Consider the following 26,553-nt stretch of genomic DNA (forward strand, 5'->3'; position numbering starts at 1 on the left):
CACCGCACCCCCCATGGAGAGAGACCCCATGCCCCTGTGGCCCGTCTACACCGGCACCAACGAGCCGCACGACGGAATCGACCGGCTGCCGCCGCCCCCGCCCTGGCGGGCCTTCGACGGCGGACCGGCGCTCGACGCCCCCGACGCGGCTGCCGACACCGGCGCGGTCTCCCCGGACCGCACCCATCGCGCCGAGACGTACCGGGCCACGCCGCAGACGGTCCAGCTGGTCAACGCGGCCCTGTATCTGCGCCGCCCGCTGCTGGTCACCGGCCCGCCCGGCACCGGCAAGTCCTCCCTGGTCTACGCGGTCGCCCGGGAGCTGGGGCTCGGCCCGGTGCTGCGCTGGAACATCACCAGCCGCAGCACCCTGCACGACGGCCTCTACCAGTACGACCCGCTGTCCCGGCTGTACGCGGCCAGGCAGCTGCCCGCGGTGGAGACCGGCATCGAGGACCATCTGCGCCTCGGCCCGCTCGGCACCGCCCTGCTCCCCTACGCCCGCCCCCGCGCCCTGCTCATCGACGAGATCGACAAGAGCGACCTCGATCTGCCCAACGACCTGCTGAACGTTCTGGAGGAGGGCCAGTACGAAATTCCCGAGCTGATCCGCAGCGCCCGGGACACCCCGACGGCCCAGGTGATGATCGACGGCAGCGACCAGCGGGTGGCGGTGGAGCGCGGCCGGGTCCGCTGCCGTGCCTTCCCCTTCGTGGTCTTCACCAGCAACGGCGAGCGCGAGTTCCCGCCCGCGTTTCTGCGCCGCTGTGTCACCCTGCGGCTGCGGCAGCCCGACGACGGCCATCTCGCCGCGATCGTGCGCGCCCACTTCGACGAGGAACCCGACGCCTACGCGCAGACCCTGATCAGCCGGTTCCTGTCCCGGGTGAGCGGCGGCGACCTGGCCACGGACCAGCTGCTGAACGCGATCTACCTGGCCCGTTCCTCCGATCTGGCCACGGAGTCGCTGGACGAGCTGGCCGAGCAGCTGATGCCGTACCTGAGCGAGGCACCGCCGACCGATGCCTTCTGAGCGCGCCGGCCGCCGCCCACCGCTGGTCCGCCTGGCCGCCATCCTGGCCGAGGCGGCCGGCGGCGTGCGCCCGACGCCGCTGGAGCTCGCCGAACTGCTGTGGCTCGCCCGCCACATGGAGCCGGGAGACCGGCCCCCGTCCGCCGCCCCGGCCCCGCGCTCCCCCGCCGAGGACGCCCAGCCCCCCGAGACCGCCCCCACGCCCACGCCCCCACCCCCGGGCGGGCCACCGCACATCGGCACCCCGCCGCCGCCCACCGAGGCCCCGCGCGCCCCGCTGCACCTGCCCGCCCCCGCCCCCGTCCCGGACCGGGCCCCGAAAGCGCCCACCGGCCCGGCCGAACCGCACACCGCTCTGCTGGCCCCCGCGCCGCCGATGCTGCGGCATCCCCTGGCCCTCCAGCGCTCCCTGCGCCCGCTCAAGCGCCGCACCGAAGCACCCGACCGCCTCGAACTGGACGAGCGGGCCACCGCCGACCGCATCGCCCGGCTGGGCGCCGAACCGCAGGAGTGGCTGCCGGTGCTGCGCCCGGCACGGGAGCGGTGGCTGCGGCTGCACCTGGTGTACGACGCCGGGCCCACGATGCCGGTCTGGCGTCCGCTGATCCGTGAACTGCACGCCGCGCTGGCCCAGTCCGGGGTCTTCCGCACGGTCACCCTGCGCCGCGCGGACCCCGACGGCACCGTGCGCCACGGCGCCGCCCCGCCCGCCGACGGCCGCACGGTCACCCTGCTGGTCAGCGACTGCATGGGACCGCAGTGGCGGCCGGGCCCCGCCGGACTGCGCTGGTACCGCACGCTGCGCCGCTGGGCGCACCACATGCCGCTGGCCGTCGTACAGCCCCTCCCGGAACACCTGTGGCAGGAGACGGCGCTGCCCGCCGTCGCGGGCCGGCTGTCGGCACCGCATCCGGCGGCGCCCGCGGCCTCGCTCACGTTCGTGCCGTACGACGACGTCCCGGAGGAGGCCGGGGGCGCTGTCGCCCTGCCCGTGCTGGAGCCGGGAGCGGACTGGCTGGCGAACTGGGCCGCGCTGATCGCGGCTCCCGGCGGCAAGGACTTCCCCGGTGCGGCGGCCCGGCTGACCGGAGCGCCACCGGCCCCGCCCGGGACACCCGCGGACGGCCCCGACGCCTCCCCCGAGGACCTGGTCCTGCGTTTTCGCGCCAGCGCCTCGCCCGAGGCGTTCCGGCTGGCCGGCCATCTCGCGGTGGGCCGTCCCGACCTGCCGGTCATGCGGCTGGTCCAGGCGGCCCTCGAACCCCGCCCGCGGCCCCAGCACCTCGCCGAGGTGATCCTCAGCGGCATGCTGACGCGAGTGCCGGGCCCGCCCGGCTCGTACGCGTTCCGGCCCGGTGTGCGCGAGCTGCTGCTCCTGGGCCTGCCACGGACGGCTCGGGGGCGCACGACGGAACTGCTGGCCCGGGTGGGCGGGTTGATCGACGAACGGGCCGGGGCGGCCCCGGGTGAGTTCCGGGCGTCGACACCGGCCGCGTCGGGCACCCGCACGGCGGTGGACGGTGAGCCGTTCGCGACGGTCAGTGCCGAGCGTCTGGGGCAGCTGGGCTCGGAGCAGCCGCCGGCCCCGCCACCGGAGCCGGCCCCGGCCCCGAGCCCGGCCCCGGAACTCCTGGGCGACCGCTACCAGCTGCTGGAGAAGCTCTCGCCGTACTCGGAGCAGTGGCGGGCCCGTGACTTGGAGACCGACCGGCTGGTGACGGTGCGGCTGATCCAGCGGGTCGCGTCTCCCGGCCGGCGCTCGGCGTTCCTGCGGGACGCGCGGCTGCTCCTGGGCGTCGAGCACCCCCATGTGGCCACCGTGCACGACTTCGGCTTCTCGGGGGAGACGGCGTATCTCGTCTCGGAGCACCTGGACGGCACCGACCTCAACTCGCTGGTCGCGGGCAGCGGTTACGAGCTTCCCGCACCGCTGCTGGTGCCGCTCGCCGCCCAGCTCGCCGGGGCCGTCCTCGCCCTCCACGACGCCGGTGTCACGCACGGCGGCCTGAACATGCCGCGGGTCGTCCTGCTGCCCGACGGAACCGTCAAGCTCACGCACGCCCGGGTGGGGCGGTCCGCGGGCCCCGACGGACGTGCCGAGGACCGCAGGGCGCTCGTCGGCCTGCTGTTCCAGCTGGCGGCCGGCCCGAGCGGGCCGAGGCTGCCGGTGCAGCCGCACACCCTGGCCCATCTCCCGCCCGCCGTCCGGCCGCCGTTCGCGGACGCGCTCAACGAACTGCTCTCCCCGGCCCGCGCGAGGGACGGCCTGGACCGGCTCACCGCACTCGGCGGTTCCCCGCTGCTCCAGGAGGGGTTCGAGCAGCGCCGCTACTTCGTCCTCGGCCCCCTGCGCGCCGAGTTCCCGGACCGCCCCCGCCATGTGCCGCCTGACTGCGCCGCCATGCTCGCCATGCTGCTGTTCAAACACGGCCGTGCGGCGACCCACGAGGAGCTCACGGCCGGGCTGTGGGAGCCGTCCGACCGGCCCGCGGACACCGCGGCCGAGCTGAGCAGAATGGCGTCCCGGCTGCGGATCTCACTGGGCCCCGGCGCACTGTCCTCGCACTCCGGCAGCCGCTACTCCCTGCACACCAGCGTGGACTACGTGGACGTCCTGCACTGCGACGAACTGGTCCGGCAGGCCGACGAGGCGCGGGCGGCCGGTTCGTTCGCCGACGCACACGCGCTGGTGGGCGCGGCACTGGACCTCTTCGACGGCGACACCCCCCTCGCCGGTGTCCGGGGTCCCGCCGCCCGCACGGCCCGCACCCGACTCCAGCAACTGCGCCTCGGCCTGCTGCGCACGAGCGCCGAACTCGACCTGGAGCTCGGTGAGTTCGAGCGCGCGGCCGTGGACCTCGGCGGCCTGGTCGACGCCCACCCCGCCCGCGAGGACTTCCGCCGGCTGTACCTCATCGCGCTGCGGCGCCAGGGGCGGGTCGACGAGGCCCTGGAGGTGTACGAGGAGTACGAACTCTCCGGCGGACAGAACCTCGAACTGCTGGCGATGGGACGGGAGTTGCGCGACGAGTTCGACGACCGCCAGGAGGGCACGACGGACTCCACCGGGTACGAGGAGTTCTCCGACCCGGCCGGCACGGCCACCGACACCGACATCGCCTACGGCTTCGGCGCCTCCCCCTACGATCTGCCCGACGGCGCCCCCCTCTCCCGGGACCACCCGTCGGACGACCTGGTCGTCGAGGAGGACACGCCGGCCGCCGAGCCTGCACCGGACGGCCTGTTCGTCGTGGAGGACACGCTGGCCGCCGAGTCGGCCGAGGACGCCTACGACGAGCCGCCGGAGGACGCCGAGCCCGAGGAGGATCCGGACGTCGACCTGTGCGACTGCGTCGGCTTCGAGTTCGCGGACGACGCGCCGTCCGACGAGGCACGCGCCGAGCTGGATCGCCTGGTCACGATCCTGGTCGAATCGAGCGGGCTGCTCCCGGAGGAGTACATGCTCCGGCATACGGCCCGGGGGATCCTGCTGCGATTGCAGCCGTACTGGGACGGGGGCCCCGTCTTCAGGGCGACGGTGGCGGGGCTGCCGGAACTCCTGGGGCGACTGGAGGGCTGCCGGCTGCGGGTGGAGTTCTGGCGCGCGCTCTACGGGCCGGACCCGGGCGACGAGAGCGACGACCGGCCCGGCGCCGAGGCCGTCGCGCACGCGCTGGACCTGTCCGGGCAGCGGGCCGTCATCGCCTGCTCGGAGTTCTGGCATGCGATGGAGATCGCGGAGAACTCCCTGACCGCGGACCGGTTCGCACGGCTGAGCGACGGCAGCGGGTGGTACAGCACCGTCCACCCCGCGGGCGTGCCCGAGCCGCAGGCCCCGATCGTGCTGGTCGACATGACCGACATGCTGCGCGACCCGGCCTTCACCGGACCGCCCACACCGCCGGCCGGCCGGGAGACGGACGGGGACGGGGCCGGGGACGGGGCCGGGGCAGTGGAGGGGGCGGTGAACGACGCGGCGGACGGGGTGGTGGACGGCCCCTTCCCCGTACCTGTGAGCGGAGCCGTCCCCGGCCCCCGGGGCGAGGGCGGGACGGTGGTCGTAGCACTGCCCGGCGGTGAGCTGGTCCCCGCGGACTACGCGGTCGTCCGCATGGCACCCCCGCATGTGCGGGCGACGTGGCAGTACTTCGAGGTCGACCTGACGGAACGTCGCCTCGCGCCCGAGGACGTTCCCGGCGTCGAGGTGAGGTGGCGGGTCAACGACGCCGTGACGGCCGTGCAGAACCCCGACCTGGACGTGCCGGGCCTGCTCACCGGTGTCCTGCGCGATGCGCGGGGCCTGTACGGCAACGACCTCAGACATGCCCTCAGCAGCTGCCGCGTGCCCGGTCACCTCGTCCACTGGTCACTGCCCACCGTCTTCCGGACGGCGGCTGCGGGCATGCTTCCGCACTGGGGCCGTCCGCCGAAATGAGCGGCGACTCGCCGTGCACGGCCCGACAAACCCCCATTCGGCGGCACCCCACCCGGCCCCCTCCAGAAGGCGGCCGCCACCCGGCGACGCGCACGATGCCTAAGAGGCCCCCTCATCGGGTGGCCCCGCGAGAACAGCCCCCACACGACGCCACGCGCAAGGCCCGCCACCCACCCACCGGCCGCCACGGTCTGCGCTCTCGGGAGGACCCGCCATGACCGCCAGTCTGGAGCAGCTGCGCCGCTGCCACTTCGCCGTCGACCTGGGGGCTGCCAGGACCCGTGTCTATGTGAAGGGCGCCGGACTCGTCGTCGACCAGCCTTCCGCCGCGGCCGTCAACACCCGTACCGGCGCCCTGATCGCGGTCGGGGAGTTCGCGGAGCGGATGACCGGGCGCACCCCGGACTACATCCGCGTCGTCCGGCCGGTCTCCGGCGGCACGGTCGTCGACATCGAGATGGCGCAGCGCATGCTGCGGCACCTCCTCGGCGACAAGATGCGCCGCACGCTGCGCCGCAAGCCCTTCCTGCGCGCCGCGGCCTGCACCCCGCACGACGCCGACCCGCTCGCGCAGCGGGCCGCCATCGAGACCCTCGTCGGACTCGGCGCCCGGCGGGTGGAGCTGGTCGACACCCTGATCGCCGCCGCCGTGGGCTGCGGGCTGCCCGTGGAGCAGCCCGAGGCCAGCATGATCATGGTGTGCGGGGCCGCCGCGACCGAGGTCGCCGTGCTGTCGCTCGGCTCCATCGTCACCGCCGAACGCATCCGCGTGGGCGGCGAGGCCGTCGACCACGCGATCGTGCAGCATCTGCGGCACGAGCACGAGCTGATGCTGCCCAGCCAGAGCGTACGGCCCCTTCAGCTGGCGCTCTCCGGCAACGGGCTCACGCCGCACGGTCCGGCCTCCACCGAGATCCACGGCCGGGACGTCGCCACGGGCCTCGCCCGCAGCGTCCAGGTCGACACCGCGGCCGTACGGGTCGCCATCCAGACCCCGCTGACCGCGGTGCTCGACGGCATCGGCAAGGTGCTGCGCGAGTGCCCGCCGGATCTGGTGGCCGATCTCGCCGACCGGGGGATCATGATGGTCGGCGGCAGTGCGCTGCTGCCCGGGTTCGACCAGATGCTGAAGCAGGCCACCCGGATGCCCGTCCACATCGCCGAGCGGCCCGACGTCTGCGCCGTACAGGGCCTGGGCACCATGCTGGAGGGCAAGATCGCACCGCTGGAGCTCGACGCGGCCGAGTGAGCCCGTAGCACCTCGGACACCCGGCCCCTTCCCCCGGCCCCTTTCACCCGGCTCCCTTCGCTCAGTACGGCAGGATGCGCCCCGAGGGTGTGCGCCGGTCGATCTCGCCTCTGGTGTCGCGGGGGCCGGCGGGCCGACGGGTGACACGAACGCGGACGTTTGTCTGGCGGTTCATGGCGCCCTCCTCGTCTGTCGGGTCCGTTGCGACCAGCCTTCTCTCCGCAACCTTTCGGCACATCGTGCCCAGGGAGGCACTTGTCATGCCTCCGTGGCAGGAGGGATGCGGTCCGGACTGGTGCTCGAAGACGAGGACGCCCCTGATCAGCGCGCGGTCGTGCCCCGGTCACCGTCGGGCGAGCGGCGGCGCCGGGCGCGCAGGGGCCCGGACGCGGTCTTGGCGCCGCGCGGGATCTGCTGCTCGAACGCGGCGAGCGCTATCGGGCTGTCCGGCGGTACGACGGCCATCATGCGCCGCCGCTGCGCCTCGGCGAGGGCGTCCCCGGCCGGGGTGCCGTGGCGGGCGTGGACGATGCGGACCTGTCCGTCGCCGGAGCCGCGCCGGCCCACCGGGGTGACGCCGGCGTTGGTGCCGTCGGGGAGGGTCACCCAGAGCTGGAAGTCGTCGTACCGGAAGTAGTCCGCGGCCTTGATCGGCCAGGGGTAGTGATGCTCGCCGGCCGCCTTGGGCAGCACCCCGGAGTGGTTCGCCCTGCTGAGCGGCACGCACGCGTTGAACAGCGAGTCGGTCCACGCCTCCACGCTCTCGGCGTCGGTGACCGGGGTGGTCAGCAGGGCACGGGCACGCTTGTAGCCGAGGGCGTCCAGGGCGTCCAGGGTGAGCGGGAAGGCCTCGACGAGCTCGGCCGCCTCGCGCCGGAGCCGGTCGACCTTGGCGGGGTCGGCGCAGAACTGCGCGCTCCACTCGATGCCGACGCGGGCCCGGTACATCCGCCAGCCGCTGTCGGCCCGCACCCACAGGCTGCCGCCGTGGTGCATCTCCCAGGGGCCCGCTCCGTACGGCAGTTCGTCGCCGTCCGCCGCGATCTCCCCGAGGATCTTCTTGGCCGTCTTCTTGGCGGCGCGGAAGTGGGAGGACTCCTCGCGCTTGGGATGCTTGACGACCTGTATCTCCCACGGGTGGTTCTCCTTGCGGGTCCCGGCGATCTCGAGCTCTACCGGGCCCTGGGGCGTGGTCACGACGTCTACAGCCATCAGCGGCCTCCTTCCGAGGACCGCGACCCCGTGGCGCCACACCGCGCACGGGTGCCGCTCCTTCCATGGTGAGGCGCGGCGCGAAGGGTGTCGATCGCGCTCTGGACCCGGCCCGGGATCAGGCGCACGCTCGTCTGTAGGGGTTCCAACGCGTACGGAAGTGATCTCGATGGAAGACAAGCACTGGACCGTCCGGATCCACATCACCGAGGACGGCGACGACACCCGCGCCGAGGCCGTGCTGACCACTCCCGACACCTCGACCGTCACCGGCCGGGGCGTGGCCCATCGCAATCCGGTCGACCGGCCGATCCCCGAGATCGGGGACGAACTCGCCGCCAGCCGCGCCCTGGAGGACCTGGCCATCAGGCTGCACGACGTCGCGTCCGACGACATCGTGGAGCTGGCGGGCCCGGCGGAACAGGTCAGCAGCCGGGCGTGGGAGATCCCGTAGGCATGGTCCGAAGGACAGGCGGCCCTAGGGCCCTTCTGATGAATCTCCGCGGCGTCGCGACGCCGCGGAGATTCATCAGAAGGGCCCTAGACGTCCACCCAGCTGTAGCGCCGCTCCGGCCGTCCCGCCTGCCCGTACCGCAGGGACACCTCGGCGCGCCCGGTGCCGGTGAAGTGCTCCAGGTAGCGGCGGGCGCTGACCCGTGACACCCCGAGCCGGGCCGCGCACTCGGCGGCGGACAGGCTGCCGTCGGCCGTGCGCAGCTCCCGTTCGATCAGCTCGGCGGTCTCCACGCTCATGCCCTTGGGCAGGGCCGTCGTCGTGGCGGCCGGTGCGGAGCCCCGCGCCAGCGCCCGGTCCACGTCGGACTGCCCGCTGACGACCGCCGCGTAGAGGTTGCTGCGCCGGGCCGCGTACTGCTCCAGCCGAGCCCTGAGGTCGTCGGCGTCGAACGGCTTGAGCAGATAGTCGACCACGCCCTGCCGTACGGCGCCCCGGACCGCGTCCGACTCGCGAGCCGCGCTGATCACCATGACATCGCAGTCGTGTCCTGCGGTGCGCAGCCGGGGGATGATCTCCAGTCCGAACATGTCGGGAAGGTAGAGGTCGAGCAGCACCAGGTCGGGCTCCAGCTCGGCGACGGCGGTGAGCGCCTGCTCGCCGCAGTTCGCGGTGCCGATCACCCGGAACCCGTCGACGCCGTCGACGAATCCGCGGTGGATGCGCGCCACCATGAAGTCGTCCTCCACGATCAGCACGTCGATCATCGCACTGCCTCCGTCGCTCGGTCGGCCGGGCGGCCGACGGACATGCGGGCCGTGAACATGGCGCCCTCCTGTGTGTTGGCCACCGACACCTCACCGCCCCGGCGTTTGCACACCAGCCTGGTGAGCGCCAGGCCGATCCCCCGGTCGCCGCCCTGCGCGGCCTTGGTGGTGAACCCGTGCGAGAACACCTCCTGCGCCAGCTCGGGCGCCACCCCGGGCCCCGAGTCGCGTACGACGATCTCCACGCTCGAGGCGTCCTGGCGCAGTTCGACCTCGACCCACGCCTCATGGTCCTCGTCGCCGGCCACGGCGGCGTCCACCGCGTTGTCCACGAGGTTGCCCAGCACGGTCGCCACGTCCGCCGAGTCGGTCGGCTCCAGCCGTTCCAGGGCGGTGCGCTCGGAGATCCGCAACCGCACCTTGCGTTCCGCGGCGAGCGCGGACTTGGCCATGAGCAGGGCGGCGACGGCCCGGTCGCGGACCCGGCTGGTGAGGTGCAGATCGAGTGACTCGCGGTGCTTGCGCAGGGCGCGGACGTACCGTACGACCTCGTCCGTCTCGCCGATCTGGATGAGCCCGGAGATGGTGTGCAGCTGGTTGGAGAACTCGTGGGCCTGCGCGCGCAGCAGCTCGGCGGTGCTGCGGAAGGAGCCCAACTCGCGTTCCAGTTGGGCGAGTTCGGTGCGGTCGCGCAGGGTCGTCACGGAGCCGAGGCGGCGGCCGTCCTTGGTGACGTCCATCCGGTTCATCACCAGGACCCGGCCGCGGCGCACCACGACCTCGTCGCGCCGCGCGCCGGGATCGCCGGGCTGCCCCTCGGGCGCGGTCCCGGCCAGGACGTCGTACAGCCGCCCCTCGATCCCCAGGTCGGTCAGGCTCATCCCGACGCAGGTCTCGGGCAGGTCGAGCAGTTTGCGGCCGACGGCGTTGACCAGGGTGAGCCGCTGGTGCGGGTCTAGGGCGACGACGCCCTCGGCGATCCCGAACAGCATCGCCTCGCGGTGTTCGGCGAGCCCGGCGATCTCGCGCGGCTCCATGCCGAAGGTCTGGCGTTTGATCCGCCGGGCCAGCAGCCAGGAGCCGGCCACGCCGAGGACGCTGGCGACGCCGAGGTAGACGAGCAGATAGGAGGAGGCGCCGACCAGCCGCTGCCAGAGGGAGGGCGAGGCCCGGCCGATCATCACGGTGCCCAGGTGTTCCCCGACCGCGTCGCCGGAGGCCCCCAGCACCGGCGCCTGCGCCGCCAGCTCGGTGACGCCGTTCACCGGTACCTCGCCGGACCAGCCGCGGCCCCCGGCGGCGTCACCGGCGGGGACCGGCAGCCGGGTGCCGAGGAGGGTCGGGTCGGTGGAGGCGACGATCCTGCCCGCGGCGTCGGCGACCGTCGCGGAGCTGACGCCGGACCTGGTCCGGGTGGACTGGAGCAGGGGCGCGAGCATCTCCGCGGGGGCGGGCCGCACGAGCTGGATGCGGATGAGCGGGTTGCCGGCCAGCTCCTCGGCGAGCGCGGTCACCCGGCGTCCCTCGACCCGGTCGAAGGTCGCTTTCGACTGGGCGAGCGAGACCGCCGCGACGGCGACCAGCACGATCACGACGATGGCGAGCTGCCATACCAGCAGCTCGCCCGCGAGTGTCTGACGCCGTTGCGACCGTGACGTTATGACCACTATGAACTCAACCTTCAATGGTCACAGAACCGAGACGGGGTGTCTCAGGAACCGCACAATCATGGCGCCGGAACGGGCCGAGCGAAAGAGATGAGCCATGAGAACTCGACGAGCCGCACTTGTCGGAGCTCTTGCCGCCGTGTCGATGATCGCGGTCAGCGCGTGTGGTGCCACCGCGGACAAGGAGGAGGGCGGGGGCGGGAACGGCGAGCCGGTGACCGGCCTGCGTCTGATGGTGCCCAACACCCCGGGCAGCGGGTACGACCTCACCGCCCGCACCGTCTCCCAGGTCATGCAGGACACCGACGTCGCCTCCGGGGTCCAGGTGTTCAACCTGCCCGGCGCGAGCGGCACGGTGGGCCTTCAGCGGCTGGTGAACGAGAAGGGCAACGGCAAGCTGGCCATGCAGATGGGCCTGGGCGTCGTCGGTGCCTCGTACACCTCGAAGTCCAAGGCGACGCTGACCGACACCACGCCGATCGCCAAGCTGATCGAGGAGGCCGGCGCGATCGTCGTGCCGAAGAACTCCCCGTACAAGACGATGGACGATCTCGTGGCGGCCTGGAAGGAGAACCCCAAGAAGCTCGCCGTGGGCGGCGGTTCCTCGCCGGGCGGGCCCGACCATCTGCTGCCGATGCAGCTGGCGAAGGCCGTCGGCATCAAGCCGAAGGACGTCAACTTCGTCTCCTACGACGGCGGCGGCGAGCTGCTGCCCGCCATCCTCGGCGGCAAGATCGCCTTCGGGGCCAGCGGTTTCGGTGAGTTCCTCGACCAGATCGAGGCGGGTCAGGTGCGGGTCCTCGCGGTGACGAGCGAGAAGCCGATCGCCGCGCTCGAGGACGCCCCCACCCTCAAGGACTCCGGCATCGACCTGGTCTTCACCAACTGGCGCGGCGTCGTCGCCCCGCCCGGCATCACCGCCGAGGAGAAGAAGACGTGGGTCGAGGCACTGACCGAGATGCATGACTCGGACGAGTGGAAGGCGCAGCTGGACAAGAACGGCTGGGTCGACTCCTTCGTCACCGGCGACGAGTTCGGCAGCTATCTCACCGAGCAGGACAAGGCGGTCGCCGACATCCTGGCCGAGCTCGGGCTGGCATGAGCGCCCCGGTGACAGAACCGGCCGTGGAGGACTCCCCTCCGCCCCGGGAGGGCGGGGACCGCGCGCAGTACGGCGTGTGCGTGTTCCTCGCCCTGCTGGGCACCGCCGTGATCGTGGACGCCCTCGGCATCCCGCATCTCACCAGCGGCACCGACCCGGTGGGGCCGCGTGCGGTGCCACTGATCCTGGGCGGCCTGCTCGTCCTGTTCTCGGTGCTGTACGCCGTGGACGTGGCCCGGGGCGGTCGCGGTGAGCCGGAGGCCGGCGAGGACGTCGACCTGTCGGCCGGCAGCGACTGGCGCACCGTGGTGCTGCTGGTCGCGGTGTTCGTCGCGAACGCGCTGCTCATCGAGCGGCTCGGCTGGGTGATCAGCGGCGCCCTGCTCTTCTGGGGCACGGCGTTCGCGCTCGGCAACCGCCACTACGTGCGCAACCTGCTGATCGCCGCGACGCTCTCTTTGACCACGTTCTACGCGTTCGCGATCGGCCTCGGCGTGAACCTCCCCGCCGGCGTCCTGCAAGGAATCCTGTGAGGCCCTGATGGACAACCTGAACAACCTCATGCAGGGCTTCGCGGACGTCATGGCCCCGATGAACCTGTTGCTCGCCCTGGTCGGCGTGGTCATCGGCACCGCGGTGGGCGTCCTGCCGGGCATCGGCCCGGCGATGACGGTGGCCCTGCTGCTGCCGGTGACGTACGGGATGGAGCCGGTGCAGGCGTTCATCATGTTCGCCGGCATCTTCTACGGCGGCATGTACGGCGGCTCGACGACATCGATCCTCCTCAACACCCCCGGCGAGTCCTCGTCCGTGGTCACCGCCATCGAGGGCAACAAGATGGCGAAGGCGGGCCGGGCGGCGCAGGCGCTGGCCACGGCGGCGATCGGCTCCTTCGTGGCGGGCACCATCGGCACCCTGCTGCTGGTCCTGATCACCCCGTTCGTCGTCGACTTCGCGGTCAGCCTCGGCGCCCCCGACTACTTCGCGCTGATGCTGCTGGCGTTCATAGCCGTGACGTCGGTGCTGGGCTCCTCGCGCATCCGGGGCTTCGTCTCGCTGCTGCTGGGCCTGACGATCGGCCTGGTCGGCATCGACACGGTGTCGGGCCAGCAGCGACTGACTCTCGGCGTACCGCAGTTGGCGGACGGCATCGACGTCGTCGTGGTGGCGGTCGGCATCTTCGCGGTCGGCGAGGCGCTGTGGGTGGCCGCGCATCTGCGCCGCACACCGGCCGAGGTGATCCCGGTGGGCCGCCCCTGGATGGGACGGCAGGACTGGCGGCGGTCCTGGAAGCCCTGGCTGCGCGGCACGGCGTACGGCTTCCCGTTCGGCGCGCTGCCGGCCGGCGGCGCCGAGATCCCGACGTTCCTGTCGTACGCCACCGAGAAGCGGCTGACCAGGCACCCCGAGGAGTTCGGCAAGGGCGCCATCGAGGGCGTGGCGGGTCCTGAGGCCGCGAACAACGCGTCGGCCGCGGGCACCCTGGTCCCGATGCTGGCGATCGGCCTGCCGACCAACGCCACGGCGGCGGTGATGCTGGCGGCCTTCCAGTCGTACGGCATCCAGCCCGGCCCGCTGCTGTTCGAGCGGGAGGCGAGCCTGGTCTGGATCCTGATCGCCAGCCTCTTCATCGGCAACCTGCTGCTGTTGCTGCTGAACCTGCCGCTCGCCCCGGCCTGGGCGAAGCTGCTGCGGATTCCGCGCCCCTACCTCTACGCGGGCATCCTCTTCTTCGCCTCGATGGGCGCCTACGCCGTGAACGCCCAGCCGCTCGACCTGTTCATCCTGCTCACCCTGGGCCTGCTGGGCTTCGCCATGCGGCGCTTCGGGCTGCCGGTGCTGCCGCTGATCGTCGGCGTCATCCTGGGCCCGCGCGCGGAACTCCAGGGCCGGCGCTCGCTCCAGTTGTCCGGCGGCGAGCAGTCGGGGTTGCTGGGCGGCCCGGTGTCGTACACGGTCTACACGGTGATCGCCCTGGTGCTGGTGTGGCCGCTGATCGGCCGGTTCGTCGTACGTCCGCTGCGCGCGCGAAGCGCCGCCTGAGACACCCGGAGAACGAGATGACTGTGCTGGTCGGCTACGTCCCCTCCCCCGAGGGGGAGGCGGCACTGCGCGCGGCGATCGGCGAGGCGCGCCGGCGCGGCGAGAAACTCCTGGTGGTGAACACCACCCGGGGCGATGCCCTGGTCGACTCCCGCTTCGCCCAGGAACCCGATCTGACCCGGGTCCGCGAGGACCTGGCGGCGCTGGGCATCGACTTCGACGTGCGCCAGGTCCTCGGCGCCCGGGACGCGGCCGAGGAGATCATCGATCTCGCGGAGCGGGTGGGGGCGTCCCTGGTGGTGATCGGGCTGCGGCGGCGCAGCGCGGTCGGCAAGCTGATCATGGGCTCGGCGGCCCAGCACATCCTGCTGGGCGCGGACTGTCCGGTCCTCGCCGTGAAGGCGGAGGGCTGACCGCGCCGGCTTCGGCGTGATCCGGAGCCGCGGATCCGGAGCCGCGTGATCCGGGCCGGGCGTGATCCGGAGTCGGCGTGATCCGAAACATAACGTGGTGTGCGACATAGGCGTTTTCGTCCGAATATGGCTGACTGGATGTGTTTGCCTCACGCACAGCGTTGTGTCATCGGAACAGACCGCCAGTCGATCCGCCCGGGAGATTCATGCGCCTGCGCATCCCGTCCGTCCAGCGAAGAGCCTCGGCTCCCCGCATAGCTTCCCTTCCACCCCTCGCCCTCGCCGGGGGCGCCCTGGCCCTCGGCGTCGGTGGCCTGTATGCCACCGGGCTGGTGGCCGCGGGCGGTGACATAGAGGGGGGCACGACGGTCCGGGGCGTGGACATCGGCGGGCTGAGCCGCGCCGAGGCCGTCCACAAGCTCCAGGAGCAGCTGGAACCGGCCTCCTCGCGGGAGCTGACCGTGACGGTCGGTGACCGCAAGGGCACGGTCGATCCACGCCAGGTCGGCCTCACCTTCGACTACGAGAAGACGGTGGACCGCGCGGCCCGCACCGACGACGCCGACCCGTTCACCGTGATCGGCGGGCTGTTCCACTCGGGCGGCACCGTCGAGCCGGCCGTCCACGTGGACGAGGCCAAGGCCCGCTCGGGCCTCGGGTCGCTGGCGAAGTCGCTGGACCGCGAGGTCCGCGACGGCGCCGTCACCTTCGAGGACGGCCACGTCCGGCAGGTCGCCCCGCGCGCCGGGCACGCCCTGGACAAGGACGCCGCCGTCGAGCCGCTGCGCGCCGCCTTCCTGCGCGGCGAGGCCGCCTCCGTCACAGCCCTGCCCGCCCGCGAGACCCAGCCAAAGGTCACGCAGCGTGAGGTGCGCAGGGCGGTGCGCGAGTTCGCCGAGCCGGCCATGTCGTGGCCGGTCAGGCTGACCGTCGCCGACCGGCGCTTCACCATCGATCCGGACGTCCTCGGCGAGCATCTGACGATGCGGCCGGACGCCTCCGGCAAACTGACCCCGAAGCTGGACGCCAAGGGCCTGCGAACCGATCCCGAGGTGACCCGCGCCCTGTCCGGCCTGCCCGCCGAGCCGCGCAACGCCACGCTGAATCTCGACGGCGACCGGGTCGTGGCGGCCGACGACTCCAGGTCCGGCGTAAAGATCACCGACAAGGCACTGGGCAAGGCGGTCATGCCGCTGCTGACCAAGTCGGGCACCGACCGCTCCGGCGGCGTCCCCTCCCGGGTGACCGAGCCCCAGGTCACCGCCCAGAACGCCGAACGGCTGGGCCTGACGGAGAAGATGTCGTCCTTCACCGTCAACTTCGACCCGGCGGCGTACCGCACCAAGAACATCGGCCGCGCGGCGGAACTGATCAACGGCTCCGTCGTGATGCCGGGCGCCGACTGGAGCTTCAACCGGACCGTCGGTGAGCGCACCGAGGAGAACGGTTTCGTGGAGGGCATCATGATCCTCGACGACCAGTACCGGAAGGCGCCCGGCGGTGGTGTCTCCTCGGTGGCCACGACCATGTACAACGCCATGTTCTTCGCCGGGCTGAGGCCCCTGGAGCACGGCGCGCACTCCTTCTACATCGAGCGCTACCCGGAGGGCCGCGAGGCGACCGTCGCCTGGGGCAGCCTGGACCTGCGGTTCCGCAACGACTCCGGCCACGCCGTCTACATCAAGGCCGAGTCCACGGACACCTCGGTGACCATCACCTTCCTCGGCACCCGCAAGTACGACGAGATCAGGTCGGTCACCGGGCCGCGCACCAACATCGAGCAGCCGGAGAAGAAGGTCAGCACCGACGAGAAGTGCGTGCCGCAGACTCCGCTGGAGGGCTTCGACGTCACCGTGGAGCGGGTCTTCTACACCGACGGCGAAGAGGTCAAGCGCGAGCCGTTCCGCACCCACTACGACCCGCGCGACGAGATCGTGTGCGAGGACCCGGCGGCGCGATGATCGCCCGGTGACCCGGGCGAAAGCCGACACGCCGTGGTCACCGTTCGAAACGTCTTGTGTCCGGGCAGTGAGCCACGTAGAAAAGGGGCGCCCACCCTTTCTTCACATTCACCTTTCTTCACATCAGCGGAAAGGATGTCGATCGCAGTGCGAGCGTCAGGCCTGCCGAGGCTCAGCCCCGACGGCAGGGCCATCTACGAGCTGGCACTGACCGGCCCCGGCGTGCTGCCCTCGGCGCTGCCCGGTCAGCTGGGCCGCGCACCCGAGGTCGTCGAGAAGGCACTCGCCGACCTCCAGGCGCTGGGCCTGCTGTGTCCGGCCGACGACGACACCGGTGTGCTCACCGCCGTCAGCCCCGACAGTGCCGCCGCGCAGACGCTGTTCCCCCGGGAGCAGGCGGTCAGCGAGCAGTTGAGCGAGATCGCCGAGGCCCGCGCCGAGATGGAACGGCTGCGACCGCTGTACGCCGCCGCGCGGGCCAAGTGGCTCCAGACCAGCGCCATCGAGCTGCTGCCGAACCTGCGGTCCGTGCGCAGTGTGCTCAGCGAGCTCGGTGCCGCCTGCACCAGCGAGATGCTCACCTCACAGCCCGGCGGCGGGCGCCCCACCCCCGTGCTGGAGGAGGCGATCGCCCGGGACGAGGCCATGCTGCGCCGGGGGGTCAAGGTCCGCACGCTCTACCAGCACACGGCGCGCTACAACCAGCCCGCCGTCGCCTACGTCGAGCGGGTCGCCCGGCTCGGTGCCGAGGTGCGCACCCTCAGCGACGGGTTCCCGCGCATGATCGTCTTCGACCGGCAGGCCGCGGTGATCTCCCTGCACGGCCGTCCGCAGGGCGGGGTCCTCGTCCATGACCGCAGCGTCGTGGATTTCGCGGTCGCCTCCTTCGAGCGGGCCTGGCCGGCGGCCACCCCGTTCACCGCCGAGTACCACAAGGAGCAGGTGCACGCCCTTTCGGCGGAGGTCAAGCAGGACATCGCACGGCTGCTGGTGTCCGGCCTGGACGACCGTGCCATAGCGCGCCGGCTGGGCATGGGCCTGCGCAGCTGCCAGCGCCATATAGCCGAGATCATGGAGCAGTTGGGCGCCCGCAGCCGGCTGCACGCGGGCTATCTGATCGGCCGGGACGGCCTCCTGGACGGCCAGGAGCCCGAGGCGGGCCCCGTGACGCCCCCTCAGGCCACCGTCACCACGGGGGCGTCGGCCACCGGCTCGATGCGGGGACCGGCGAGTCTCACATAGTCCCCGGTGCCCAGGGCCACCGACCGGTCCAGCCGGGCCGCGTTGAAGAAGATCCCCTCGTGGCTCAGCAGCTCCGGGTCGACTAGGAGTTCGAGTCCGGGGTCGAAGCAGAACGGCGTGATCGAGCCGCTGACGCTGCCGGCGCGGTAGCGGGTGCCGGCGTCGTCCAGGAGGGTGATCAGCCGGGTGTAGGTGTCCTCGGTCACCGTCGTCCCCCTCACGCGTCCGGGATGCGCGCGTGGAAGACGGTGCCTATGGACGCCCCCGTGCTGAGGTTGATGACGCCCACGCCGTGATCCCCGCGCGTCGCCCGGACGATGACGCCGCCGCTGACGGTGGCGGTGGTGAACACCCCCCACACGGCCGTCCACGGCACGAGGGTGCCGTCCTCGCCTGCGCAGTGCTCCGGCACCGGATGGATGCGCCGCTGGAGGACGTACGGGCCGTCGACCGCGTCCCGCACCCGCGCGGTCCACTCCTCGGCGGTCAGCCCCTCCTGCCAGCCGGGCAGCACCGCCTTGCCGCCGTGCCCCAGGGTCGCCTTCAGCACCAGTTCCTGCTGGTGCTGAACGGCGTGGGCGAGGAGGTCGGCCCGGCTGCCGTCCTCCAGGGTCACCTCGCCCTCGCGCACGGTCCTGGTCCAGGGCAGGATCCGGTCCAGCGTGGCCAGCTCCCGCGCGTCGAAGACATGCCGGTTGGCCTCGTCGGAGAGCATCGCCAACGCCGCCTTGCAGCCGAACAGTTCGGCGTCCATCGGCGTGAAGATGCGCACCTCGCCGCGCTCGGCGGCGTCCAGCACCGGGTCCATCAGCGCCACCGCGTCCGGCGCCGACGCCACGTCCTCCAGCATGAACAGCCGGTTGACGACGTCCACCCGGCGATCGCCGAGCCACAGCCCGCCGTCGCGGGCCTGGAGCTCGCCGATGTGGCAGGCGTACGCCTCGATGCCGAGCGTGCTCCAGTGCTCGGCGACCGCTCGCATGTACGGCGCGAGGGACTCGTAGCTCTCGGGCCAGTCGGTGACGGCGACGACGGGGCGCGCGCCGGGCTCGATGCCGCACTCCAGGCGGATGGTGTCCAGGTGGGCCCGCATGGTGTCGACGTGGTCGAGCTGGTACTCCGCGGCGAACTCCTTCATCCGCGCGTCGTTCAGCAGACCGCGGTTGACGTGGACGATGTCCGAACCGCCGAGAGCACTGCCCATGTTGTACTCCAGCAGCCGGAACCCGCCCGCGTCGGCGTACAGGTCGGAACGGCTCAGCCGGGTCACGCTGGTGCCCCGCGCCCGCAGCGCGCAGCGCACCTGGTCGTCGTTCATGCCGAGGGCGCGGGCGAACGCCGCGAGGTCGCCGCCGAACAGCCGGTCGGGCAGGCTGAGCAGCGCACCGCGCAGCACCTCCAGGTCGGCGAGCAGCCGGCGCCGCTCGTCCGCTTCGAGGAAGAGCGGGCGGGGCAGGAGGTTTCCCCGGTAGAAGATGCGCAGCAGTTCCGACTGCGGTTCCACCGGTACCGGCCCGGGCACGGCCTTGAGGAACTGCTCGGTGAGCGCGTTGCGAGCCACGTGAATACCCTTCGCGAAATGGGGTTCGGCACTCGGCCTACGACAGGGCCTAGGGCGACTTCAGGTCGGCGCCGACGGTGATGGCCAGATAGCAGTAGTCGTCGAGCATCTTGGGCAGCGGGCGCGCCGGACGGCCGAGCTCGTCGGCGTAGGCGAGCGCGCCTTCGAGGTCCGCGGCGAGCCCGGCCTCGGTGAGCAGCCGGGCCGCCCAGCCGCGGCCGAGCCGCTGGTGCGCCGCGTACGCGGCACCGTCGCGGGCGCCGTGCAGATGGGCCGCGATGGCCTCGTCCCACGGCATCAGCGTGTGCGGGCGCAGTGCGTGCAGCGCCTTGGCGGCGGCCGTCGGGCCGAGGGTGCGGATGCGTCCGGCGGGTGACAGGGCCGCCGGGGTCGCGGCCAGTGCGGTGAAGCAGTCGCCGAGCGCGTCGACGTCGTCGTCGGTGAGCTCGGCCAGGGTGCGGTCGGTGAGGCTCCCGGCCCGGCTCCGCCACCAGGCTGCCAGACCTTCGTCGAACGGGTCCGGCTCACCGGGCCTGGGGTAGCGGATGCGGCAGCCGGCCAGGTTGAGCCAGCGGTGCAGCGCCTTGCGGTGCGCGGGCTCGGCGAGGTCGGGCCGGCCGGCGGTGGCGGTGAGGTATTCGTCCCAGATCTCGTCGACCCGCGTGTACTGCGCGAACCTCTGCACGGCGCCGGTGAGCACGGCACCGGTCAGCTCGGCACCGATCGACGCCGCGCCGGTCAACACGGCGTGTTTCATGGGCAGTTCGGGCATGAGCTCTCCTCGGGACGGGACGGCGTCGGTGATCACCGGGTCAGTATGTAGCCGTCCTGGGGGCGGAATCCGCGTGAGCGGCGCAGGTCGGTCATGACGAAGGTGCGCTGCAGCCAGCGGTCGTTGCCGTCGTAGCGAGGGGTGAACGCGGTACGGCCGTGCAGGGTCACCCGGTTGTCGACGATCGCCAGATCGCCCGCGGCCAGCCGGTGCGTGTACGACACGTCGTCGAGCGCCTTCTCCAGGGTGCGCAGCGCGTCCTCGGCGCGCGGGCTCAGCCCGGTGGTGGCGGCGAAGTCGACCCGGATGTCGGGGTCCTGCGGATCACCGAAGAGCACCGGATGGGCCGGTGTCGCCTCGTCCCCGGCCCCGAAGGAGGGCGGCGGCTGGGTGGAGAACTCGGGGCTCGACAGGGCCTCGACGACGGCCGGGGGCAGCAGCGGCAGCGCCTCGCGGATACCGGCGGTGCGCAGCCCGGCCTCGCTCTCGTGGTCGGCGCGCAGGCACAGCAGCATCACATGGTCGGGCCGGTGCTCGTGGAAGGCGTTCTCGTTGTGCATCATCAGCGCGACCGAACCGGCGTTGCCCTGGAAGGTCTCCTGGCCCGGCACCGGCACCACGTCCTGGACGAGGGCGCCGGACTTCTCGGCCCGGAAGGCGGCCGGGTCACCCAGCCCGCAGGCGGTCATCAGCAGCACCGCGGCCGGGACGCTGACCCCGCGCTGGACGGAGCCCTTCACGTTCGGCGTGGGCGGCAGGGTCGCGGCGTCCACGGGCAGGCCGCGCACCAGGAGCGCGCCGGAGGCGCCGGAGTGGCGGCGGAACTCGCGGGCGGTGCGGCGCAGCGGCGCCGGCAGTTCCTCCCAAGCGGAGCGGGCGGCGGCCACCCAGCGCGGGTCGTCGACCTCGGGCAGCGTGCCGCACAGCGCGCGGGCCGCCGCGTCGATCCGGGCCGTGTCGTCCGGGGTCAGGGTGAAGACCGCCGGGTTCGGTCGCGTGGGTATGCCGGATATCACGGTCACTTCATCACCATTTCTCTTCGTGGAGCGGCGTGCGTCCGGCGGGCCGACACACGGTCGATCAGAGTCAGAGCGGGAGCGGTGATCATGGTGGTGACGAGCGTCATCACCACGAGCATCGTGAAGACGGTGGGGCTGATGACCCCCAGTTCGAGGCCGACGCCGAGCACCACCAGCTCGGTGAGGCCGCGGCAGTTCATGAGGGCGCCGAGCGCGATCGAGTCCCGTCGGCCGAAGCCGGTCAGCCGGGCCGCGCCGGTGCTGCCGGCCCACTTGGCGAGGACGGCGACCGCGGTGATCAGCGCGCACCAGGCCCACAGCGCGGGGTCGGCGCCGAGCAGCGAGAACTCGGTGTGCAGCCCGGAGCAGACGAAGAACAGCGGGAGCAGCAGGACCACGGTGAGCGGGCGTATCCGCTCTACGGCGCTCGCCACGACGGCGTTCCCCCGTGGTACGACCGCGCCGAACAGGAAGGCGCCGAAGATGGCGTGGATGCCGATCCAGTCGGTGGTGAAGGCGGCGAGCAGGACGCCGGACAGGACCACCGGCAGGGCGTTTCGAGCGGTCGGCCGGCGTTCGACGAGACGGGCGAGCACCGGCCGCAGTCCGAACCACAGGGCGCAGATGAACGCCAGGGACAGCGCGACGGTCAGCAGCACGGAGGCCGGCGAGCCGCCCTTGGCCAGCGCGGTCACCAGCGCGAGCAGGCACCAGGCGGTGATGTCGTCGACGGCCGCGCAGGTCAGCGCGAGCGCCCCGACCGGGGTGTGCTCGATCTTGCGGTCGATCAGGATCCGGGCCAGTACCGGGAAGGCGGTGATGCTCATGGACACCGCGATGAACAGGGCGAACGTCAGAAAGCCGACGTCCTTCCCGGCGAACCGGTCGTACATGGCGAGGGCGAGCAGCACTCCGCCGAGCAGCGGTACGGCGATGCTGACGTTGCTGACCAGGACCGCGGCGCGGCCCCGGTCCCGGACCTGGCCGAGGTTGAGCTCGTAGCCGACCAGGAACATGAACAGGACCAGGCCGAGCTGGGCGATCGCGTCGATCACCGGCAGCATGCCCTCGGGGAACAGCCGGCTCTGGCCCTCGGGCCACAGGGCGCCGAGCAGCGAGGGGCCGAGGGCGATGCCGGTGAGGATCTCGCCGATGACCGGCGGCTGGCCGATGCGCTGCGCGAGCCGTCCCGCCAGCAGGCAGCAGACCATCATCAGCGGCAGGGCGAGCAGCAGATGACCCGTCGGGCCGAGCGTCGGCAGCCCGGCGGCGAGTTCAATCGTCACGGGCGGGGCCCGTCTCTTCGGTGAAGTACCAGTTCTCGGGGTTGATGAAGCCGAGCGGGTTGACCGGCTCGACGCCGTGCAGGTCGTTGGCGACTTCGAACACCCGCAGCGGGAAGTTCGGCATCCAGATCACCGGCACCTGCTCGGCCAGGTAGTCCTGGTAGGCGTACAGGTCGGCGAGGTCGTCGCTGGTGACCGTCTTCTCGATGAGCGCGTCGGCGACCGGGTCCGAGTAGCTGCCGAAGTTGCAGCCGGCGCCGGTGCGGTAGAGCAGTTCGCCGGTGGGGAGGAAGTTCGGCCCGTACACCCAGCCGCCGTTCCAGCAGGACAGCTCCCAGGTGGTGGTGCCCGTGGTGTCCTGGCCGACCAGGACGGAGGGGTGGACCTCCTCCAGGACCAGTTCGATGCCGGCCTTCGCGGCGTCGTCGCGGAACTTGCGCAGCAGCCGGGTCAGGGTCTTCTCGTGGCCGGAGGCGTAGCGCAGGGTCACGGTGAGCCGGGTGCCCTCGGGGATGCCCTCGCCGGCCTGACCGGGGCCGGTGCCCGGGGCGACGCAGACGGCCGGGGTGACGGAGGTGTCCCAGCCGTTGTCGCCGAGCATCCGGCGGGCCTTGTCCACGTCGAAGAGGAACGGGTTGGACTTCTGGGCCGGCGACAGCAGTTCGGTGGCGGGCAGGGCCGGGACCGGGCCGTACGTGGGATAGCCGTAGCCCTGGTAGATCTCCTGGAAGGAGCCGTCCTGGTCGAGGCAGGTCTGCAGGGCCTGCCGGAAGTACAGCTGGCGGAAGAGCTTCCCGGCGATCGTCGGGTTGGAGAAGTTGAACGGGAAGTAGTGGATGGCGTACAGGATCTGCGGCACGATCCGGTAGTGCTCGGCCAGCGGGTTGGGGCCGCCGGTCGTCGGGTCGGGGGCCGGCTCAGTGATCCGGTCGAAGGGCAGGAAGCCGATGTGGATGGCGTCCGGTCCGTGCGGGCCCCGCTCCAGCCAGCCGTACTGCTGCTCGTCGGTGTCGGTGGGCACCAGGCGGAACTCGTCGGCGTACGGCTTGTTCGGGCCGGAGTAGGCCGGGTTGGGCACCATCCTGACCAGGCCGTCCATGGAGTACTCGGCGAGTTTGAAGGGGCCGTTGACGACCGACCAGACCGGGCTGTCCGCCCAGCCGGTGCGCGCGCTGTTGTCCTCGGCGTACACATCGCCGTTGGCCGCCATCAGATAGTCGTAGACGGCGTGCGCCTGCTCCTTGTCGTGGGTGGCGTCGGCGGGCCCGTCGGCGGTGCGGTCCCATGCCTTCGGCAGCGGCGTGATCAGGCTGAACTGGTTCATCAGGACCCAGTTGCGTGCGTAGGGCTTGTCGAAGGTGAAGCGGACCTTGTCCTCGGCGACCTTCTCGTAGGAGGTCAGGTTGTCCGGGAAGAAGCCCGGCACATAGCCGCCGTACTCCTCCTTCTTCGCCTCCAGCAGATGCATCCAGAGCATCACGCCGTCCGCGTTCACCGTCTCGCCGTTGGACCACTCGTACGGCTTGACGGTGAGGGTGGCGGTGCGGCCGTCCTCGCTCCACTCGGGCGGCTCGGCCATGCTGAGCTCGTAGTCGACCCGGGCGTCGCCCTTGGTGCCGTACCAGTACAGCGGCCGGTACATCAGCATCTGGAACTCGTAGAGGCTGCGGGCGCCGAAACGGCCCGGGGGCAGCAGCGGGAAGATGCAGGCGGGCGGGAAGCCGGGGGTGCAGGCCCAGCTGATGGTGCCGCCCTTGCGGGGAGTCCGGGTCATGACTGTCCTCGGTCGGTGGAGGTTGCGTCGCGGGGGAGCTCTTCGATGGCGGAGGTGCCGCGGTCGGCGTCGGGGCCGTAGCGCTCCCAGGTCTCGTGCAGCCGGATCCGGCCGTCGGGCAGGACCTCGGGGACGCTCTCGCAGCGTCCGGAGACGGTCCGGCCGTCCGCCAGCACCATCGTGTAGGCGAAGGTGAGGGTGCCGTCGGGGGCCGCCAGCCCGGTCAGGGAGCCGCGGCGGACGTCCGCGCCCGCGGAGGAGCCCCAGACGAGGTCGCCCTCCTGGCGGTAGTGGGCGACGGGGGCGTCGGGGCCGGCCGTCACCTTCCTGAACCGTTTGCCGTCGTAGTTGATCACTTTGCGCTCCGGTGGCTGGTCGGGTGGCTCAGGCGGCGTCGCGCAGCTCCAACGTGCAGCACTTGACGCTGCCGCCCGCCTTGAGAAGTTCGGACAGGTCCACGCCGCGCGGTGCGAAGCCCCGATCGCGCAGCTCGTCGATGAGATGGGTGGCGGCCTGCGGCAGCAGCACGTTGCGGCCGTCGCTGAAGGCGTTGAGGCCGAACACCGCGGCGTCCGCGTCGGTCGCGAGGATCGCGTCGGGGTACAACTCGCGCAGCACGGCCCGGCTGCCCGGCGTGAACGCGGCCGGGTAGTACATGACTTCGGTGTCGGACAGCACCGCGAGCGCGGTGTCCAGGTGGTAGAACTCCGGGTCGACCAGGGTCAGTCCGGTGACCGGGACGCCGAAGAACTCCTGTGCCTCGGCGTGCGAGCGGGGGTCGGTGCGAAAGCCCGTGCCGGCCAGCAGCCTGCGTCCGGCGAGCAGATAGTCGCCCTCACCCTCGTTGATGTACTCGGGCCACAGCAGCTCCGTGAAGCCCCGGCCGCGGAACCAGTCGAGGTAGGCGGGCCCCTCGGCGGTGCGCTCGGCGTGCCGGAAGCGGGCGCCGAGCACCTTGCCGTCGACGACGGTGGCGCCGTTGGCGGCGAACACCATGTCGGGCAGCCCGGCCAGCGGCTCGATCACCTCGACGGTGTGCCCCAGCTCCTCGTACAGGGCGCGCAGGTTCTCCCACTGGGCGAGCGCGAGTTCGGTGTCGACGGGCTTGTCGGGGTGCATCCACGGGTTGATCGAGTAGTGCACGTCGAAGTGGCTGGGCCGGCACATCAGCAGCCCGCGCCGGGTCGCGGTGCGGGCGCCGGCCGCCGTCTCGTGGACGCTGTGCGGCGGCAGGATCGGTTCGGTGTACGGCATCGCGGTTGTCTCCCTGGGGTGTGGGATGCGGGTCGGCCGGTGCGGGTGGTTCAGCGGGTGAGCCGTACGTCGATGGAGCGGGCGAGGTCGGTCGCCGTACTCATCGCGTCCTCGAAGGAGGTGCCGGTCACGCCGAGGAAGCCGAGGATGGAGTTGCCCTCCGGCGGACGGCGGATGACGTCCCCGGGCCGGGCCGTGATCTTGAAGAAGAACACCTTGTCGGACGTGGTGAGTTCGCCGGGGACGACGACCTCCTCGATCCGTCCGGCGTCGCACAGCAGCGCCATGCCGGCGATGTGCACCCCGGTCGGGGTGTACGGACCGAGCTTCGGGCGCGCCCCGCGGGAGGTGTCCATCAGGGTCCGGATCGGGCAGTGGCCGGCGGTGAGCCGGGCGATGTGGTCGAGGCCGCCGCCGCCGGGCCGGATCGCGATCTCCAGGATGTGCGGGGCTCCCTCGTGGAAGCGGACCTCGGCGTGCAGGGTGCCGTGGGTGACGCCCTGGGCGCGGACACCGGCCCGCACGGCCTGGTGCAGGGCCTCGACCTGGTCGGGGGCGAGCGAGGTCGGCGCCGCGTGCACGTCGTCGTCGAAGGTGTCGCCCTCGACGGTGACCCGGTCCACGATCGAGCCGAGATACACCTCGCCGTCCCAGGCGACCGCCTCGCACAGGAACTCCCGGCCGTCCAGGAAGGACTCCACGAGCAGGCCCTGCGGGCCGAGGTCGATGCCCTGCGCCTCCATCCGGTACCAGGACATGTCCTCGATGCCGGCCAGCGCCTGCGGGAAGCGCTGTGCCATGTCGTCCGGGTTCTCGATCCGGAAGACGAAGTTGCTGGCGGCGCCCAGGGTGGGCTTGAGGATCACCGGGTAGCCGAACTCCTCGGCGGCGGCGAGGGCATCGGACAGCTCGGGCACGAAGCGGAAGCGCGGGATGGGCGCGCCACCCTTCTCGTGGGCCTGGCGCATCAGGTACTTGTTGCGGCTGGTGCGGGCGGCCTCCACGCCGATCCCGGGCAGCCCCAGCGCCTCGGCGACCGCGGCCACGGTGACCACTCCCGCCTCGGAGAAGGTCAGTACGCCCTCGAAGCGCTCCTGCTCGTGCCAGGCGCGGGCGGCGGCGACGATGGCGTCGATCTGCTGGGAGCCGGCCACCCGGTAGCGGCCCTCCGCCCAGTAGTCCTCCTCCCCCAGGCCGTTGAGTACGTAAAGGTCGGCCCCGAACTCCTCCACCTGCTGGTAACGCGAGAGGTAGTAGTGCGCGTTCTGGAGCGCTTCGACGGCGAGCAGCTTCATGGTCCGTGCTCCTT

Annotated in this window: 22 protein-coding genes; 10 read left to right on the top strand and 12 right to left on the bottom strand. The window is 72.1% G+C overall.

What is annotated here, in order from left to right; translation table 11 throughout:
* The first annotated feature begins 28 nt into the window (after nt 1–28).
* From ACHBTE_RS17580 to ACHBTE_RS17590, 3 genes are all read left to right on the top strand, one after another.
* The gene (locus ACHBTE_RS17580) at nt 29–1,033 is read left to right on the top strand and encodes an AAA family ATPase (RefSeq protein ID WP_394724830.1); all 1,005 of its coding nucleotides are present in this window, start codon (nt 29–31) and stop codon (nt 1,031–1,033) included.
* Nucleotides 1,023–5,468 carry an SAV_2336 N-terminal domain-related protein gene (locus ACHBTE_RS17585; RefSeq protein WP_394724831.1) on the top strand — a complete coding sequence of 1,482 codons (4,446 nt, stop codon included), beginning with the start codon at nt 1,023–1,025 and terminating at the stop codon, nt 5,466–5,468. The genes ACHBTE_RS17580 and ACHBTE_RS17585 overlap by 11 nt, the downstream gene beginning before the upstream one ends.
* Nucleotides 5,469–5,682: 214 nt before the next feature.
* Entirely contained in the window at nt 5,683–6,717 is a 1,035-nt protein-coding gene (locus ACHBTE_RS17590; RefSeq protein WP_394724832.1) for a rod shape-determining protein, read from the top strand.
* A 321-nt stretch (nt 6,718–7,038) separates the two neighbouring features.
* On the opposite strand, the gene ACHBTE_RS17595 is transcribed toward ACHBTE_RS17590, so the two are convergent.
* The gene (locus ACHBTE_RS17595; RefSeq protein WP_394724833.1) at nt 7,039–7,929 is read right to left on the bottom strand and encodes a DUF6424 family protein; all 891 of its coding nucleotides are present in this window, start codon (nt 7,927–7,929) and stop codon (nt 7,039–7,041) included.
* A gap of 169 nt (nt 7,930–8,098) precedes the next feature.
* On the opposite strand from ACHBTE_RS17595, the gene ACHBTE_RS17600 reads away from it, so the two are divergent.
* Nucleotides 8,099–8,383: a DUF1876 domain-containing protein gene (locus ACHBTE_RS17600; protein ID WP_394724834.1), complete on the top strand. Its 285-nt coding sequence runs from the start codon at nt 8,099–8,101 to the stop codon at nt 8,381–8,383.
* 86 nt (nt 8,384–8,469) lie between these two features.
* Here ACHBTE_RS17600 and ACHBTE_RS17605 read toward each other — a convergent pair whose 3' ends face one another.
* On the bottom strand, nt 8,470–9,150 hold the full coding sequence (locus tag ACHBTE_RS17605; RefSeq protein ID WP_394724835.1) for a response regulator: 681 nt from the start codon (nt 9,148–9,150) through the stop codon (nt 8,470–8,472).
* A complete protein-coding gene (locus ACHBTE_RS17610) occupies nt 9,147–10,817 on the bottom strand; it encodes an ATP-binding protein (protein WP_394724836.1) in 1,671 nt (556 codons plus the stop codon). Before ACHBTE_RS17610 ends, ACHBTE_RS17605 begins: the two co-directional genes overlap by 4 nt.
* 97 nt (nt 10,818–10,914) lie before the next feature.
* Here ACHBTE_RS17610 and ACHBTE_RS17615 point away from each other — a divergent pair, with 97 nt between their 5' ends.
* From ACHBTE_RS17615 to ACHBTE_RS17640, 6 genes are all read left to right on the top strand, one after another.
* Nucleotides 10,915–11,919 (top strand): Bug family tripartite tricarboxylate transporter substrate binding protein, encoded by a 1,005-nt coding sequence (locus ACHBTE_RS17615; protein WP_394724837.1) that lies wholly within the window; start codon nt 10,915–10,917, stop codon nt 11,917–11,919.
* An 8-nt stretch (nt 11,920–11,927) separates the two neighbouring features.
* Nucleotides 11,928–12,452 carry a tripartite tricarboxylate transporter TctB family protein gene (locus ACHBTE_RS17620; protein ID WP_394724838.1) on the top strand — a complete coding sequence of 175 codons (525 nt, stop codon included), beginning with the start codon at nt 11,928–11,930 and terminating at the stop codon, nt 12,450–12,452.
* A gap of 7 nt (nt 12,453–12,459) precedes the next feature.
* A complete protein-coding gene (locus ACHBTE_RS17625) occupies nt 12,460–13,962 on the top strand; it encodes a tripartite tricarboxylate transporter permease (RefSeq protein WP_394724839.1) in 1,503 nt (500 codons plus the stop codon).
* A 17-nt stretch (nt 13,963–13,979) separates the two neighbouring features.
* Nucleotides 13,980–14,375 (top strand): universal stress protein, encoded by a 396-nt coding sequence (locus ACHBTE_RS17630; RefSeq protein WP_394724840.1) that lies wholly within the window; start codon nt 13,980–13,982, stop codon nt 14,373–14,375.
* Between the two features lie 206 nt (nt 14,376–14,581).
* Nucleotides 14,582–16,336, top strand: coding sequence for a VanW family protein (locus tag ACHBTE_RS17635; protein ID WP_394724841.1), 1,755 nt, complete (start codon nt 14,582–14,584; stop codon nt 16,334–16,336).
* A 147-nt stretch (nt 16,337–16,483) separates the two neighbouring features.
* Entirely contained in the window at nt 16,484–17,578 is a 1,095-nt protein-coding gene (locus tag ACHBTE_RS17640) for a helix-turn-helix transcriptional regulator (RefSeq protein WP_394724842.1), read from the top strand.
* Here the strand turns inward: ACHBTE_RS17640 and ACHBTE_RS17645 are convergent.
* From ACHBTE_RS17645 to ACHBTE_RS17685, 9 genes are read right to left on the bottom strand one after another with little or no spacing between them, the layout of a single operon-like run.
* Nucleotides 17,512–17,784 carry a YbaK/EbsC family protein gene (locus tag ACHBTE_RS17645; protein WP_394724843.1) on the bottom strand — a complete coding sequence of 91 codons (273 nt, stop codon included), beginning with the start codon at nt 17,782–17,784 and terminating at the stop codon, nt 17,512–17,514. The two genes, ACHBTE_RS17640 and ACHBTE_RS17645, sit on opposite strands and share 67 nt — an antisense overlap.
* A gap of 11 nt (nt 17,785–17,795) precedes the next feature.
* Nucleotides 17,796–19,139 (bottom strand): hypothetical protein, encoded by a 1,344-nt coding sequence (locus tag ACHBTE_RS17650; RefSeq protein WP_394724844.1) that lies wholly within the window; start codon nt 19,137–19,139, stop codon nt 17,796–17,798.
* Between the two features lie 49 nt (nt 19,140–19,188).
* Nucleotides 19,189–19,911, bottom strand: a complete 723-nt coding sequence (locus ACHBTE_RS17655) for a hypothetical protein (protein ID WP_394724845.1) — start codon at nt 19,909–19,911, stop codon at nt 19,189–19,191.
* Nucleotides 19,912–19,943: 32 nt separating this feature from the next.
* Nucleotides 19,944–20,933 carry a TauD/TfdA family dioxygenase gene (locus tag ACHBTE_RS17660; protein WP_394724846.1) on the bottom strand — a complete coding sequence of 330 codons (990 nt, stop codon included), beginning with the start codon at nt 20,931–20,933 and terminating at the stop codon, nt 19,944–19,946.
* Entirely contained in the window at nt 20,930–22,216 is a 1,287-nt protein-coding gene (locus ACHBTE_RS17665) for a cation:proton antiporter (protein ID WP_394724847.1), read from the bottom strand. Before ACHBTE_RS17665 ends, ACHBTE_RS17660 begins: the two co-directional genes overlap by 4 nt.
* On the bottom strand, nt 22,206–23,990 hold the full coding sequence (locus ACHBTE_RS17670) for an ABC transporter substrate-binding protein (RefSeq protein WP_394724848.1): 1,785 nt from the start codon (nt 23,988–23,990) through the stop codon (nt 22,206–22,208). Before ACHBTE_RS17670 ends, ACHBTE_RS17665 begins: the two co-directional genes overlap by 11 nt.
* Entirely contained in the window at nt 23,987–24,346 is a 360-nt protein-coding gene (locus tag ACHBTE_RS17675; RefSeq protein ID WP_394724850.1) for a hypothetical protein, read from the bottom strand. The genes ACHBTE_RS17670 and ACHBTE_RS17675 overlap by 4 nt, the downstream gene beginning before the upstream one ends.
* Nucleotides 24,347–24,374: 28 nt before the next feature.
* A complete protein-coding gene (ddaH, locus tag ACHBTE_RS17680; RefSeq protein ID WP_394724851.1) occupies nt 24,375–25,244 on the bottom strand; it encodes a dimethylargininase in 870 nt (289 codons plus the stop codon).
* A gap of 50 nt (nt 25,245–25,294) precedes the next feature.
* Nucleotides 25,295–26,539 (bottom strand): ATP-grasp domain-containing protein, encoded by a 1,245-nt coding sequence (locus ACHBTE_RS17685; RefSeq protein WP_394724852.1) that lies wholly within the window; start codon nt 26,537–26,539, stop codon nt 25,295–25,297.
* Nucleotides 26,540–26,553 lie beyond the last annotated feature (14 nt).

This window comes from Streptomyces sp. M41 (assembly GCF_043673425.1).
In the GTDB taxonomy this organism is placed as follows: domain Bacteria; phylum Actinomycetota; class Actinomycetes; order Streptomycetales; family Streptomycetaceae; genus Streptomyces.

Bases quoted from the DNA above. Each gene is read 5' to 3' on its own strand.
- ACHBTE_RS17580 (WP_394724830.1), top strand. From the start codon at position 29: ATGCCCCTGTGGCCCGTCTACACCGGCACCAACGAGCCGCACGACGGA.
- ACHBTE_RS17585 (WP_394724831.1), top strand. From the start codon at position 1,023: ATGCCTTCTGAGCGCGCCGGCCGCCGCCCACCGCTGGTCCGCCTGGCC.
- ACHBTE_RS17590 (WP_394724832.1), top strand. From the start codon at position 5,683: ATGACCGCCAGTCTGGAGCAGCTGCGCCGCTGCCACTTCGCCGTCGAC.
- ACHBTE_RS17595 (WP_394724833.1), bottom strand. From the start codon at position 7,929: ATGGCTGTAGACGTCGTGACCACGCCCCAGGGCCCGGTAGAGCTCGAG.
- ACHBTE_RS17600 (WP_394724834.1), top strand. From the start codon at position 8,099: ATGGAAGACAAGCACTGGACCGTCCGGATCCACATCACCGAGGACGGC.
- ACHBTE_RS17605 (WP_394724835.1), bottom strand. From the start codon at position 9,150: ATGATCGACGTGCTGATCGTGGAGGACGACTTCATGGTGGCGCGCATC.
- ACHBTE_RS17615 (WP_394724837.1), top strand. From the start codon at position 10,915: ATGAGAACTCGACGAGCCGCACTTGTCGGAGCTCTTGCCGCCGTGTCG.
- ACHBTE_RS17625 (WP_394724839.1), top strand. From the start codon at position 12,460: ATGGACAACCTGAACAACCTCATGCAGGGCTTCGCGGACGTCATGGCC.
- ACHBTE_RS17630 (WP_394724840.1), top strand. From the start codon at position 13,980: ATGACTGTGCTGGTCGGCTACGTCCCCTCCCCCGAGGGGGAGGCGGCA.
- ACHBTE_RS17635 (WP_394724841.1), top strand. From the start codon at position 14,582: ATGCGCCTGCGCATCCCGTCCGTCCAGCGAAGAGCCTCGGCTCCCCGC.
- ACHBTE_RS17655 (WP_394724845.1), bottom strand. From the start codon at position 19,911: ATGCCCGAACTGCCCATGAAACACGCCGTGTTGACCGGCGCGGCGTCG.
- ACHBTE_RS17670 (WP_394724848.1), bottom strand. From the start codon at position 23,990: ATGACCCGGACTCCCCGCAAGGGCGGCACCATCAGCTGGGCCTGCACC.
- ddaH (WP_394724851.1), bottom strand. From the start codon at position 25,244: ATGCCGTACACCGAACCGATCCTGCCGCCGCACAGCGTCCACGAGACG.
- ACHBTE_RS17685 (WP_394724852.1), bottom strand. From the start codon at position 26,539: ATGAAGCTGCTCGCCGTCGAAGCGCTCCAGAACGCGCACTACTACCTC.